Source organism: Devosia aurantiaca (assembly GCF_011058215.1).
Taxonomy (GTDB): Bacteria; Pseudomonadota; Alphaproteobacteria; order Rhizobiales; family Devosiaceae; genus Devosia; species Devosia aurantiaca.
Window position 1 is genome coordinate 626,976 of record NZ_JAALFG010000001.1, and the last position, 13,440, is coordinate 640,415.

The 13,440-nt window shown below is 62.5% G+C and carries 14 protein-coding genes and 1 pseudogene; 12 read left to right on the plus strand and 3 right to left on the minus strand.

The window, feature by feature from the left end; translation table 11 throughout:
* Positions 1–24: 24 nt before the first annotated feature.
* From G5575_RS22070 to G5575_RS03305, 6 genes and pseudogenes are all read left to right on the plus strand, one after another.
* Positions 25–894 (plus strand): annotated as a pseudogene (locus tag G5575_RS22070) (3'-5' exonuclease); the annotation flags it as partial.
* Between the two features lie 395 nt (positions 895–1,289).
* Positions 1,290–1,739, plus strand: a complete 450-nt coding sequence (locus G5575_RS22075) for a PD-(D/E)XK nuclease family protein (protein WP_164533070.1) — start codon at positions 1,290–1,292, stop codon at positions 1,737–1,739.
* Positions 1,740–1,897: 158 nt separating this feature from the next.
* Positions 1,898–2,221: a thioredoxin gene (gene trxA, locus G5575_RS03290; RefSeq protein ID WP_164533071.1), complete on the plus strand. Its 324-nt coding sequence runs from the start codon at positions 1,898–1,900 to the stop codon at positions 2,219–2,221.
* 296 nt (positions 2,222–2,517) lie between these two features.
* Positions 2,518–3,579 carry a PhoH family protein gene (locus tag G5575_RS03295; RefSeq protein WP_233280540.1) on the plus strand — a complete coding sequence of 354 codons (1,062 nt, stop codon included), beginning with the start codon at positions 2,518–2,520 and terminating at the stop codon, positions 3,577–3,579.
* A gap of 9 nt (positions 3,580–3,588) precedes the next feature.
* A complete protein-coding gene (ybeY, locus tag G5575_RS03300) occupies positions 3,589–4,065 on the plus strand; it encodes an rRNA maturation RNase YbeY (protein WP_164533072.1) in 477 nt (158 codons plus the stop codon).
* Positions 4,066–4,149: 84 nt separating this feature from the next.
* Positions 4,150–5,181: a hemolysin family protein gene (locus G5575_RS03305; protein ID WP_164533073.1), complete on the plus strand. Its 1,032-nt coding sequence runs from the start codon at positions 4,150–4,152 to the stop codon at positions 5,179–5,181.
* Here the strand turns inward: G5575_RS03305 and G5575_RS03310 are convergent, their stop codons facing one another.
* Complete coding sequence (locus G5575_RS03310) at positions 5,182–5,991, minus strand: siderophore ferric iron reductase (protein WP_164533074.1); 810 nt, start codon at positions 5,989–5,991, stop codon at positions 5,182–5,184.
* Positions 5,992–6,171: 180 nt separating this feature from the next.
* Here G5575_RS03310 and G5575_RS03315 point away from each other — a divergent pair, with 180 nt between their 5' ends.
* From G5575_RS03315 to G5575_RS03340, 6 genes are all read left to right on the plus strand, one after another.
* Positions 6,172–6,600 carry a TadE family protein gene (locus G5575_RS03315; protein WP_164533075.1) on the plus strand — a complete coding sequence of 143 codons (429 nt, stop codon included), beginning with the start codon at positions 6,172–6,174 and terminating at the stop codon, positions 6,598–6,600.
* A complete protein-coding gene (locus G5575_RS03320) occupies positions 6,597–8,237 on the plus strand; it encodes a TadG family pilus assembly protein (protein ID WP_164533076.1) in 1,641 nt (546 codons plus the stop codon). The genes G5575_RS03315 and G5575_RS03320 overlap by 4 nt, the downstream gene beginning before the upstream one ends.
* A 61-nt stretch (positions 8,238–8,298) precedes the next feature.
* The gene (locus G5575_RS03325; RefSeq protein ID WP_164533077.1) at positions 8,299–8,664 is read left to right on the plus strand and encodes a GntR family transcriptional regulator; all 366 of its coding nucleotides are present in this window, start codon (positions 8,299–8,301) and stop codon (positions 8,662–8,664) included.
* Positions 8,661–9,557: an ABC transporter ATP-binding protein gene (locus G5575_RS03330; protein ID WP_235935543.1), complete on the plus strand. Its 897-nt coding sequence runs from the start codon at positions 8,661–8,663 to the stop codon at positions 9,555–9,557. The genes G5575_RS03325 and G5575_RS03330 overlap by 4 nt, the downstream gene beginning before the upstream one ends.
* Positions 9,554–10,444, plus strand: a complete 891-nt coding sequence (locus G5575_RS03335; protein WP_164533078.1) for a hypothetical protein — start codon at positions 9,554–9,556, stop codon at positions 10,442–10,444. Before G5575_RS03330 ends, G5575_RS03335 begins: the two co-directional genes overlap by 4 nt.
* A gap of 49 nt (positions 10,445–10,493) precedes the next feature.
* On the plus strand, positions 10,494–11,300 hold the full coding sequence (locus tag G5575_RS03340; protein ID WP_164533079.1) for a hypothetical protein: 807 nt from the start codon (positions 10,494–10,496) through the stop codon (positions 11,298–11,300).
* On the opposite strand, the gene G5575_RS03345 is transcribed toward G5575_RS03340, so the two are convergent.
* Together G5575_RS03345 and G5575_RS03350 are read right to left on the minus strand one after the other, a co-directional pair.
* The gene (locus G5575_RS03345; RefSeq protein WP_164533080.1) at positions 11,297–12,172 is read right to left on the minus strand and encodes a glycosyltransferase family 8 protein; all 876 of its coding nucleotides are present in this window, start codon (positions 12,170–12,172) and stop codon (positions 11,297–11,299) included. The genes G5575_RS03340 and G5575_RS03345 overlap by 4 nt on opposite strands.
* Positions 12,169–13,362 carry an O-antigen ligase family protein gene (locus tag G5575_RS03350; protein WP_164533081.1) on the minus strand — a complete coding sequence of 398 codons (1,194 nt, stop codon included), beginning with the start codon at positions 13,360–13,362 and terminating at the stop codon, positions 12,169–12,171. The genes G5575_RS03345 and G5575_RS03350 overlap by 4 nt, the downstream gene beginning before the upstream one ends.
* Positions 13,363–13,440 lie beyond the last annotated feature (78 nt).

Genomic DNA, 13,440 nt, shown 5'->3' on the forward strand with positions numbered 1-13,440 from the left:
AAGAACTGGATCGACAACGGCCGCATGCTTGGCGACCGCGACCGGGCGGTGGTTGCCGACGATGTTCTGATCCTCGTGCAAAAGCGCGGTGCCCTGTTCCAGGAAATCATCCGCGCCCTGCGCAATGCCGACCTGCCGACGCCCGGCGCCGACCGGCTGACGGTCACCGGGCACATCGCCGTGCTCGATCTTTTGGCGCTGATCGACGTGCTCCTGAACCCGGCCGAGGATCTGCAACTGGCCGCGCTCTTGCGTTCGCCGCTCTTCGACGTCAGCGAGGACGATCTTTTCGCGCTGGCACATGGGCGCGAGCGGCAGAGCCTTTGGGAAGCGCTCTTCGCTTCTTCCATTCCATCGGCCGAGATCGCCGCCGAGGCCCTCGGCCGCTGGCGTGGCGCGCTCAGCCGGGAGCGGCCATTCGAGTTCCTGACCCATGTTCTTTATACCGAAGGCGGGCTGAAGCGCTTTCATGCGCGGCTCGGCACCGAGGTGGACGAGGTCCTGTCCGAACTCTTGGAACTGGCGCTGGCGCATGAGCAGAACGAGCAGCCTTCGCTTCAGGGCTTTGCCGCCGAAATGCGGCGCCGCACGGTGACAATCAAGCGCGAACTGGCCGAAAGCGGCGGTGGCGTGCGGGTCATGACCGTGCACGGCGCCAAGGGCCTTGAGGCCCCGATCGTCATCCTGGCCGATGCCACCACTAAGCCTTCGGTGCAGATGACCGGCAAGCCGGTCTATCTGCTGAACGAGGCGCCCGGCCCCATGCTGATCCATGCCTCTGCCAAGGACCAGCACACGGTCGAAACCGTCACCATCAAGGATGAGGCGGACGCAACGCTGCTCGAGGAATATTGGCGCCGCCTCTATGTCGCGATGACCCGTGCCGAGGACGAACTCTATCTGACCGGCACGCTGAGCGCGTCAAAGACGGTGGACAAGCAACTCGACGGCTCCTGGTACCAGGCGGTGGAACAGGCGCTGGAGGCCGACCTTCATCCTGTCACCGACGATGGCATGCTGGTCGCTCGCGTCTTCCCTCGGCTCGAACCCGCACGCCGGTCGGGTCGCGGCTCTGTCCCGTCGAGCAGCCACCAGCCGCTTATTCTGGCCCCTGTGCCGCCCCCACCAGTGCTGCCGATCGTATCGCCCTCGCGCGTCGGCGTCGAAGCGGCGCCCTTCCGGCTATTGCAAAGCGTGGCCGAGGAAGTTCGCGATGCCGAGGCCGCGCGCAAGGAGGGGCTAGCGCTTCATGCCTTGCTGCAGCATCTGGGCCGGGTCGAGCGCCCGCAATGGCGGCAGGTCGCGCCGCGTGCCTTGGAAACGCTGTTGCCGGAATTTCCCGAACTTCACCAGCGGGTGACAGCCAAAGCCATCGCCATCCTCGACCGGCTCGACTTCCAGTACATTTTGGATCCGACAGCCGGGCCGAAGTGCCGTTTTTGTTCGATCTCCTGCGCAATGGTGAGCCGGTGCGGGTTTCCGGGCGTATCGACCGGCTGGTGGTTGACGACAGCAAGGTCTTGGTGGTGGATTACAAATCCGACGCCAAGGCGCCCCGGTCGGTCGCCGATGTGCCGAGGAACTATATAACCCAGATCGGATTATATGCACTGGTTGCAGGTCAGCTGTTCCCCGGACGGAAAGTGGAAGCGGCAATCCTGTGGACAGAGTTGGAATCGCTGATGAATTTGCCTGCGGGGCTCATGGAGGCGGCCCGCGCGGACTTCACCCTCAGGTGAGCGATCTTGCCGGGAGGCTGGACAGATACCAGCTTTGGGAGCAAAGAGACCGCCGCTTTCCGGACCGGGCGTCCCGCCCCTTTCGGTGACATGTTTTTGCGTTTCAGTGGCAGAGTGGCAGTCACAAAGGCTGAAGCGCATTTCAAAGGCACAAAACCATGACTAAAGCCGTATCCGAAGCCACCTTCGGCCAGGAAGTCCTCAGCTCCAGCGAGCCCGTTTTGGTGGATTTCTGGGCGGAATGGTGTGGCCCCTGCCGCGCGATCGCGCCCGTGCTCGAGCAGCTCTCGACCGAGCTCGAAGGCAAAGTGAAGATCGTCAAGCTCAATGTCGACGAGAACCCATCGCTCGCCGCCCAATATGGCGTGCGCTCGATCCCGACCATGATCCTCTTCAAGGGCGGCCAGGCCGCCGACATGAAGATCGGCGCCGGCACGCCCAAGGCAGGTCTGACCAAATGGCTCGAGGGCCACGCGGCCTAAGGGGTTTCGCAGGGGAGTTTTAAAACACCGCCGGGGGCAGCCCTGGCGGTGTTTTTGTTTGAGTGCGCGGGATGAGGCACCCCCTTCCGAGCGACGCTAGGCTCGTCCCTCGCCAAGCTCTGCTTGCCTTCCCCTCTGAGGGGGAAGGTGGGCACCGAGTATGCTGCAGCCTTGACTCCGGGGGTGCTGTCACAAAATATCTACAGACACTGCACCGAAAACGTCCTAGCCTCGTTACCGCCTCGACCGCGCATGGGGCGCTGTCCATTGGAGCCAAAGAAAGTTTGAGCAGGCACTTGCCACCTACCGCAGACAACGCCCTCGCATCGCAACTCGAACTCGCCTTTGATGACAATCGCCTGGCGGCTCAGCTTTACGGCGATTTCGACCAGAACCTTGCCCTTGTCGAACAGCGCCTTGCGGTGACGGCGACGCCGCGGGGCAACCATGTGCTGCTCAAGGGCGCGGCCTCCAAGGTCGATCAGGCGCGTCGCGTGCTGGAATCGCTCTATGCCAATCTCGAAGATGGCCGGACCGTCGATATCGCCGATGTCGATGCGGTGATCCGCATGGTGGAAACCGAGGATTCGCAGCTGTCGCTGCCGACGCTGGAACGGCGCGGCAAGGTGCGGATGGCCCAGATTGCCACCCGTAAGTCGACGATCCTCGCCCGCACGCCGGCGCAGGACGCCTATATGCGCGCCATGGAGCGCAGCGAACTGGTCTTCGGCGTCGGCCCTGCCGGGACCGGCAAGACCTATCTTGCCGTGGCCCACGCCGCATCGCTCTTGGAACGCGGCGACATCAACCGCATCATCCTTTCCCGCCCGGCCGTCGAAGCCGGCGAGCGCCTGGGCTTTTTGCCCGGCGACATGAAGGAAAAGGTCGACCCCTACCTGCGTCCGCTCTACGACGCGCTTTACGACATGATGAAGCCCGAAAACGTCGAGCGCTGCATCACCTCGGGCATTATCGAAGTGGCGCCGCTCGCCTTCATGCGCGGCCGCACCTTGGCCAATGCCGTGGTCATCCTCGACGAGGCGCAGAACACGACCTCGATGCAGATGAAGATGTTTCTGACCCGCCTAGGCGAGAACTCGAAAATGATCGTCACCGGTGACCCGACCCAGGTCGACTTGCCGCGCGGCGAGCGCTCGGGTCTCGTTGAGGCGGTCAATCTCCTCGATGGCGTCGAAAGCGTCCATATTTCGCGCTTCGACGACAAGGACGTGGTGCGCCACGCTCTCGTCGGTCGCATCGTGCGCGCCTACGAGGCCGACACGGCGCGCCGCATCGCCGACAAGGAAGGCGACCGGCAGGGCCTTGAGCGCGTTCTCGGCGCCGCACCGCGGAGCTGAGGCGCGATCATGCCTGCAACACCTCCCCTGGAAGTTGCCGTCATCCGCAATGTGGATGGCTGGCCCGAGCATTTCGACGCGCTGGCGGAAAAAGCAGTGTTTGCCGCGCTGGCCGGTTCGAAGGCCAGGCTCAAGGGCGCGGCCGAGATTTCGGTGCTGCTCACCGATGACGAAGAGCAGCGCGAGCTCAACCGGCAATGGCGCGGCAAGGACAGCGCCACCAATGTCTTGAGTTTTCCCCAGATCGAGCCGTTCGGGCCGGTCATGGGCCTTCTAGGCGACATCACCATGGCGCGCGAAACGCTGGAGCGCGAGGCGGCCGATCTGGGCAAAAGTCTCGACGACCATTTCACCCACCTTATGGTGCATGGCTTTCTCCACATTTTGGGCTATGATCACCTCGACGATGCAGAGGCGCTTCAGATGGAAGGGCTCGAAACCCAGATATTGGCTGGGCTCGGCATCGACGATCCCTATGCCGATTGACGGCGCTGCAGGGAACTCCTGCAGCCGGGGTCCATTGCTTCTTCGGTTTCAACCAGAGCCGCTTTGCTTACGCGGCACGAGATGATGAACGACACTGACAACAAGGCCCTTCGGGCGGCTGAAAACCCCGAGCCTCCTTCTAGTCCCGCCTCCGCTGCAGCGCGGGGGCCAAGCATCTGGAACCGCATCAAGGGCCTCGCGGCCCTGCGCACGGTTTCGCTTCGCGACGACCTTCAGGTCGCGCTTGATGAAAAGGGCAGCGCCGAAACCGCTGACTTTTCCGAAAGCGAACGCATTATTCTCCAGAATGTGCTCAAGCTCTCGAAAGTGTCGGTCGACGACGTCATGGTCGAGCGTTCCGACATGCAGGCCGTGCCCGCCGACATCAATCTGGGCGTGCTGATCGATCGCTTCCGCCAGGTCGGCCACTCACGCCTGCCGGTCTATGAGGGCGAGCTCGACAATATCTTGGGCTTCATCCACATCAAGGATGCCATGTCGCGGATCACCGAGCAGGTGACCGATCCCGAAAAGGATGTGCCGGTGCGCCTGCTTTCGGCGGCGCTGAAGCAGAAGATCGGCAAGCTCAACATCATGCGCACGGCCATGTTCGTGCCCACTTTCATGCCGGCCGCGGACTTGCTGCAGCAGATGCGTGCCAGCCGCACCCACATGGCCATCGTCGTCGACGAATATGGCGGCACCGATGGCCTCGTGACCATCGAGGACCTGCTCGAAGCAGTGGTCGGCGAGATCGAGGACGAGCACGACGTCACCGAAGCGGCGCTGATCCGCAAGGTCGGCGAGGACACCTATATCGCCAATGCCCGCGCCGAACTCGAAGACGTGCAGGCGCTGATCGGTCCCGATTTCGATCCGGGCGAATTTGCCGAAGAGGTGGATACGATCGGTGGTCTCGTTTTCGACCTTGCCGGCCACGTGCCCAAGCGCGGCGAGCGCATATTGGGCCTCGACGGTTTCGAGTTTGAAGTGCTGGCGGCTGACAGCCGCCGCATCAAGCGGTTGCGCATTCGCCGCAAGCGCGAGGTCGTGGAAGAACCGCTGGCGATCACCGATCAGCGCACCGAGGAAGAAAAGGCTGCGGCGGCGGAGTAACTACTCTGCGGCTGCGCGCGCCGCCTCCCACTCGTCAGTGGCAATCTGCCGCTGGCGAGCAAGGCGCAGATCTTCGTCCTGCTTGGGACAGGAACTGCAATAGGTGCCGGGAAATGCCAGATAGTCCATGCAGCATCCCTTGCGGGCGGTGATCAGGACGTCGTGCCCGTCATGGAGCGTGATCTTTTCGAGATTGCCGTGGCCGGTGAGACCCATGGACGAAAGCCACAGGTCGCAGAGCCGCTGCTTTTCCGCGATCCCGATGCTGGGGTCGTAATGATCGAGCCGGGTCATCAGGCCCAGCATGCGATCGGTCAGGAGCCGCAGCGCCGGGATGCGCTTGAGCTTGGTGACGGTGTTGATCTCGGCCAGCACGGTTTCGGCCATGGCGCGCAGTTCACGGCCGGCCAGCGCCACGAGCCCGTCGGTGGAGCCGGTGCGCTGGGGCGCCGCTTCCAGCCGATAGCCATTGATGTCGATGTTCTGCCGTGACTGGCTGAGTAGGGTTAAATCCGGCAGCGCCCGGTGCACGTGGACGCCGATGGCGGCAAGATAGGCCGGCTGCCACATGAGGTTGGTCCAGAGCCGCACCGAATAGAAGGGCTGCCCGGCATGGGGATAGGTTTCCTCGAGCCGTGCGTAGAGCGTGCGCAAAAAATCGCCGTTGTCGAGCCCGGCCCGATGCCAGCCCGGCAGGTGGCCGCCCGGCGCGCCCTTCAAGAAACCGGTCGCTTGGGCACCGGCCGCGATGAAGCGGGTCAGCGCCACATCGTCCTGGGCAGGGGCAAAAAGGTAGTTGCGAGCCGTCACGGTTTCATTCCCCTGGAGGGCGAACGACCTCTAGCGCAATAAACCGGACAAGAAAAGTCCGCTTCTCTGATCGGGCTTTCCCCATAGGGGGCCCGGGTTTTTCCCCATGCCCCTCTTCACCACCCTGCGGCACCGGCGGGTGGAGATTTGAGGGACGACCAACTGCCCTGGAGGCCAGCGATGGTTTTCAGCAGAACCGGATGGGCCAAAGACCAGAACGGCACCGTGGCTTTGGAATTTGCCATCCTGACCCCGGTGTTTTTGCTCATGCTCACCGGCATGCTCGCCTATGGCATCTATTTCGGCGCGGCCCATGCGCTCGGGCAATTGGCGGCCGATGCGGCGCGCACGGCCATCGCTGGGCAGGACGAGCGGGAGCGAAATGCTCTTGTCGCTGCCTTTATCGGACAAAATGCCGGGGCCTATCTGCTGCTTGATCCCCGCAAGCTCAGCTACGAGATTGGCGATAATCCCAAGGATCCCAATCAATATGTGGTGCGGCTGCGCTATGACGCGACGGAGCTGCCGATCTGGAACCTTTATCCGCCGTTGCCGCTGCCCAGCACGCAAATCGTCAACGGCGCCACCATCCGCCGGGGCGGGATATGAGGCTGCGGCACTTCCTGCGGGATTGCTCGGGCAATATGGCGATCCTTTTTGCCCTGGGCTTTTCGGCGGCAGCGACGATGTCGGTTCTGGTGATCGACACGGCCTCGCTCTACGGGGAGCGCCGGCAATTGCAGGCCGCCGTCGATCTGGCTGCCATCTATGCCGTCGCCGATACGTCGAGAGCCGAGGCGCGGGCGCAGGCGAGCCTTGCGGATGCGGGGCTTCTTGTGCCGGGGAGCAGGGATGGGTTGACGGTCACGACGGGCAATTACGACCCGACAGAACCCGTCATCGCTGCCCGCTTCCAACCGGGCAGGCTGCCGGCCAATGCTGTGCGCGTGGTGCTGCAACGCAAGGGCACCCTGCATTTTTCGGCGCAGATTCTGGGCGCACCAACGCTTGGCGCTAGCGGCATCGCCGCCGTCACCCCGGAGGTTTCCTTCTCGGTGGGGTCGCGGCTGGCGAGCCTCAATGGTGGCATCGCCAATGCACTTCTGAGCAAACTCACCGGCACGACGGTCAACCTTTCAGTGCTGGACTACAATGCCCTCGCCGCTGCCCGCATCGATGCTTTTGCGTTTCTCGATGCCCTTGCCACCCAGCTCAACGTCACCGCGGGGAGCTACAACGATGTGCTGGCCGCCGAGGCACGGAGCGGCACGATTGCTGCGGCGCTCGCGACGCTGACGACCGGGTCGACGCGAACCGCGCTGCAAAATCTGACGCTGGCGGGACGCGGCAACAAGGTGCCGCTTGCGGAGCTGTTTTCACTGGGCGACCTGGGCAAGCTCGCGCTCGGCAGCGAAGGCGCCATGGCGGGACTATCGCTTTCCGCCATGGAAGTGCTGTCCGCGGCGGCAGCGCTTGCCGATGGCGATCGGCAGGCATCGCTGGTCCTGGGCGCCAATGTTCCCGGCCTCGTCAGTCTCGGGCTCGATCTTGCGATAGGCCAGCCACCACAGGGCAGTGGATGGTTCGCTATCGGCCCGGTCGGCACTGTCTTGCGGACGGCGCAAGTGCGGTTACGGTTGCGAGCCAAGCTCCTGGGTGGTCCGGTGCTGCTGGGTGCCGCTGTGAACCTGCCGCTCTGGCTCGACCTCGCTTCGGCCGAAGCGCGCGTCGTCTCGGCAACCTGCCCCACGGAAACCAGTGCCGGCACCGCCCGCATCGAAGTCTTGCCCGGCGGCACGACGATGGCGCTGGGCGAGCTTGCCGATAGCGTCTTCCGCAATTTCGGCACGGCGCCAGCGGTGGGCTCGGTGCGCCTCATCGATCTGCTGCTGCTCCGGGTCACCGGCTCGGCTCAGATCGAGGCGAAGCAGACCACGCCCTTGCGGCTAGACTTTACCTCTGCAGAGATCACGCAGGGCGCGGTCAAGACGGCGCGCAGCCAGACCATGGCGACGGCTTTGGCGCAATCGCTTCTTTCCGGCATGACGATCGAGGTCGATGTGCTCGGTCTTGGCCTTTCGCCTTCATCCGTTATTGCGCAGGCCGTTCGCGCCCTGATCATGCCGCTGGCACCGACGCTGGACATGACAATCAATGCCGCCCTCGCCACCCTCGGGCTAGGCGTCGGCGAAGCGGATATTCGCGTCTATGGCGTGCGCTGCCACAAGGCTGTGCTGGTCGGCTAACACAGTGCTTGACGAGCTGTTCTGGTGTGATAGGTATATAGCACACTAGAGGCAAAGCTTTATGGATGATTTTCACGCCAAGGAGCCGATCTTCGTTCAGATCCGGCAACGGCTGATCGAGATGATCCTCCGCGGCCAGGTGAACGAGGGGGATGCTCTCCCCTCCGTTCGCCAGATTGCGGGAGAACTTTCAGTCAATCCGTTAACCGTCACCAAGGCTTTCGAGGCCTTGGTCGAAATCGGCGTTGTCGAGAAACGAAGGGGTCTGGGAATGTTCGTTACCACCGGCGCGCGCCCGGCACTTCTGGCGCATGAACGGGACAAATTCCTGCGCGAAGACTGGCCGCGCATTGCCGCCCAGATAAGGGCGCTGGAGCTCGACATGGAAACCTTGATCGATAAGGCCGCTACTGGAGACCGCAAATGACCGACATGTCACACGTCGAACCCATCGTTTCGGCCCGCAGCCTGCGCAAGAATTTCGGCCGCAAGGAAATCCTCCATGGCCTCGATTTCGATATTCCGGCCGGGCGCATCTATGGGCTGATCGGCCATAACGGCGCCGGCAAGACCACGACGCTCAATGCCATGCTGGGCCTCACGAGCTATGAAGGCACCATTCGCGTCCTCGGCGAGGATCCCTTCGCCCAGCGCGCCAAGCTTATGGAAAACGTCGCCTTCATCTCCGACGTGGCCAGTCTGCCGCGCTTCCTGCGCGTTCGCGAGCTCTTTGCGCTTCTGACCAATATCCACCCCAACTTCAGCCCGGACAAGGCGCGGAGCTTTCTTGAAGGCACCGACATCAAGCCGGAAATGAAGATCAAAACCCTCTCCAAGGGCATGCTGGCGCAGCTGCACCTGGCAGTGGTCATGGCCATCGATGCCAAGCTCCTGGTGCTCGACGAGCCGACGCTCGGCCTTGATATCACCTACCGCAAGCGCTTCTATCGACGTCTCCTTGAAGACTACATGACCGAGGAACGGACCCTGATCATCACCACCCACCAGGTGGACGAGATCGAATTTATGCTTTCCGACATCATGTTCATCCGCGATGGCGCGCTGATCCTCCACATGCAGATGGAAACCGTCAGCGAAAAATTCAGCCAGCTGGTGATCAACAGCCCCGAAGATGCCGAGGCGGCACGCGCGCTCAACCCCGTCTACGAGGAAACGCGCTTCGGCCAGACTGTCTTTATCTATGAAGGTGCCGATCGCACCGCGCTCGAACCCCTGGGCCGCGTTTCGACACCCACCATGTCGGACCTGTTCGTCGCGCTGATGCAGCGGCCGACCGCCAACCCGGAGAGTGCTCGATGAAGGCCTTTATCGCCCTCGTGCGCCGCGAATTCATCGAGCATCGGGGGCCGTTTCTTTATGGCCCGCTGATCCTTGTCGCCATAGTCCTGGCGCTGACCATTCTCGCCTTCAGCGTCAACCGGCTCGACACCCGCCTCACCGGCCAGCTGGCGACTGTCGTGCCGACCTGGGTTTTCGAGGCCGGCTTTGCGGGTCTCGCCGTCGGCTGGATGCTGTATCTGGGCTTCGTGCTGTTCTTTTACTGCGCCGATGGCTTTGCCGCCGACAAGCGCAACAATGCCATGCTGTTCTGGAAATCCATGCCGGTCAGCGACCTAAAAGTCTTGCTGAGCAAGCTTGCCGCGGCACTGACCATCCTGCCCGGCTCGGTGTTCGGCGTTGCGCTCTTCAGCATCCTGCTGATGTTCACCGTCGCCTATATCACCACCATGGTGGGTGGCTTGGGCACCGGCGCGCTCCTGGGCAGCATCGTCTCCACATACTTTCAGATGGCGCTGGTCTTCCTCGTCGTCCTGGTCTGCGCCCTCCTCTGGTATCTGCCCTATATGGCGCTGGTCGGCGCCCTTGGCTCGGTGGTCGGCCGCTGGGCCATCCCGCTGACTTTTCTGCTGCCGACGGTAATCTCCGCACTGGAATGGGTGACGCTGGGCGGCATGCATCCCTTTGCCACTCGCACCTGGAATTTTCTCAACTATCGCTCGCAGGTGCCGGTGTCGCTCGACTATCTCGAAAGCGTCTTCGACGGCGCGGCGCCGTGGAATTCCGGTCTCTTCCTCACCGATCTCCTGCAGAAGTTCGACTGGCTGCAGGTGGGGATCGGCGCGGGTTTTGCCGTGATCGTCATCATCATCGCTGCCGAATACCGCCGCCGTGCGGCTGCCAACTGACCCTCGGGCCGCGCTTCCCGCGCGGCCTTTGGCCTGCTAGATCGATGCCATGACCCTGCCCACCATCGTCAGCTTCTGGCACGGGCCGCTGAGCTGGCTCGAACATTTGTCGATCAAGAGCTTTCGCCGCCACGGCCACAATGTGGCGGTCTATTCCTACGCACCCATCGCCGACCTCCCCGCCGGCGCCGAATGGCGCGACGCCAGCCAGGTGCTGCCCGAGGACAGGTTGGTGTTCTACAAGGGCAAGGGCACGCCCGGCGTTTTTTCCGACCACTTCCGCTATGCGGCCCTGCGCGCCGGGCTCGGCATTTATGCCGATCTCGACATCTACTGCCTGCGCCCCTTCGACAATTCGTCAGACTTCATGATGGCCTGGGAGCGGCCTGGCTCGGTTAACGGCGCCGTTCTTCGCATCCCCAGGGACGCTCCACTTATCGAGGACCTGCTTTCGATTTTCGAGCACCCGCATCGGCCCCTGTTCGAGCCGCACCTCCCGCCGCTCCGTCGCTGGGAAGTTGCTATTCGCCGCCTCTTCGGAGACCGCGTCTCGCCCGAGCACATGCAGTATGGGGCAACCGGTCCGATGGCGCTGACCCACTACGTGGCAGCGCATGGGCTGACCGAAAAGGTCTTCCCGGCCACGACCTTTTATCCCGTCCCCTATGAGGGCATTCCGGCGCTGATGAAGAAGGGTTCGAGCCTCGACGCTGCCATAACGCCGGAAACCCTGGGCATCCACCTTTGGCGGAGCCAACTGACCGACCGCGGGCGAGCGGGGCTGCCGCTTCCCGAACCAGGCAGCGTGTTGGACGCTCTTTGCATCCGGGAAGGTCTTGATCCCGCGGCGGTCTAGCGACCAAGCCGCAGCGTCTTGCGCCACCACCGCTTCCAGCGATGCCGCGCGAAACGGTAAAACAGCTCGTTGGTCATCACGTGTCGGTAAAGCCTGGCAAAGGCTACCGACTGCCGCATACCCGCAAATACGCCCCAGGGCTTGTTCTCGCCGGTGTAGTGGAGGATTGCGGGGTCCAATCCTTCATGTGCGTGTCTTGCATCCACCGTGTTCCAGCGCCAGGGAAGTTTCAGCCACTTGCCATGAAAGATCAGGTTCAGCAAATCCTGGTCGTAGTAGATGCGCGCCATGACCCCACTGGCAAAGGCCTCTTCCATCCGCCCGATGATGTCGGCGTCCCGCCACTTGGCGGTGTCGATCAGCACCATGCCTGCATTGAAATAATAATTGGCCGGATCAAACAGATCACGATTGCCTTTGAGATCACGGCCACCGGTAATGAATGCGCCAATCGTGTCTCGGACCGCAGCGATGGCATTGCCTTGCATGTCGATGTCGAAAAGCGCTTCGATCCTGTCACGCACCAGCATGTCGCAGTCAAGATATAGGATGCGCTCCACCTCTGGTCCGACGAGGCGGTCCAGCATCAATCTGGCGTAAACGATGTTCGACAGCCGTTTGTTTTCGGGCATGCGCTTTGCGATGTCGCGAAACATTTCGGACTGGTCGAGATCGTACCAACGCAGTTCAACGGGAAACTCATCGGCAATTGCCGCGAGGTCTTCGCGATGCTGATCGGTCAGGGTCCGGTGGCACAGGTGAAATATAAGATCGTGGCGGCGAAAAGTGAACAAACAGACCGACCGCATCGTCGCGTAGGCCGGGGCCCAGAAGTTGTCGTCAAAGGTGAGAGCGATATGGATGGCGTTCACGTCTGATCCTTGTGCGACAGCATGCCGATAAGCGCCAGCATCAGTCCGAACAGCATTGTCTGGGTCAGAATGCCTATCATGGCATTGGTGAGCCCCATGGTGAAATAGCCCGCGGTGGCCATGAGGCCGATAAACAGTGCATCGGCGCGTCGGGTGCGCAGGCCGCCGATAAGGGGAGCGAGGATGATCAAGGCATAGCTCAGGAGGCCCAGCGAGCCTGCGATCACGGCAAAATCCGCGATGTCGTTGTGAAGATGCTGGGAAGGCCTGAAGGGATTGTCAGAGGGGCCAAAGGGCGCGGCCTTGGAGGGGTAGTCGATCATGCCAAAACCGTAGACTGGTGACGCCTGAAAGGCTCCCCAAGCGGTTTGAAGCATGAACAGGCGCTCGCTGGTCGATCCGTCTTCGGTCGAGCCTGTAAGGACCTGTTGCGCGATATCTGCCAGCTGGAACTTTCGACCGCTGAGATCGACGCTGACAAAGGGCGCGGCGAGGACGAGGCACGCAAAGGCAAGACCGAGGCCAAGTGCGATGGCCTTACGGGGTCGCCAAATTGCGGCGACATAGAAAACCACGCTGACTGCCGCGAGCACGCAGAAGGCCAAGAGCGGCCCCCGCGACGCCGAAAGCAGCACGGTCGCCAGCGCAAGAACCGGTCCCAAGAGCACGATGAAGCGCCAGCGGCTGCGGCTGAAGAGGCCGAGCAGCGACAGAAAGCCGAGAGATACGGCAAGGTCCGCGAGGTGGATCGGGTTATTGACCGAAAAACCGCCCCTCGGCATCTGCAGCACGAAAACATCGTAGCCGGCGATCAGCGTCGACGCAGTGGTGCCGATCAGCGCCAGAACGCCGATACCAAGCGGCGACAAGAGTTGTCGCGGCGCACCGGTAATCAGTCCTGCATAGGGGCCGGCCAGCCACAGCGGCGCGAGGATCAGGATGGCAGCGATATGCTCGGCGCTGGTGGCGGTGGGGATGAGCGCAAGGAGCAGCAGCAGGCCGGCGCCGTAGATCGCGAGGAAATGCGGTTGCCTGGCGATCTCTCGTGCCCGGCGGTCAAAGAACAGCGCGATCAGCGCCACCACCATAAGCACGAGGCCGATGATGTTTGCCACTTCCGGAAGCGGGGTGCTGAGCACGAGACCGGCAAACAGCGCCAAGGCGGCAAGAAGACTGACGAGCTGCGGCAAGGGACCATCCTGTTATCCGTGCCGTTGTGTCGCCTCGGGCTTGCCGCGTCAACTTCCGATCAGATCGCTACTTGCAAA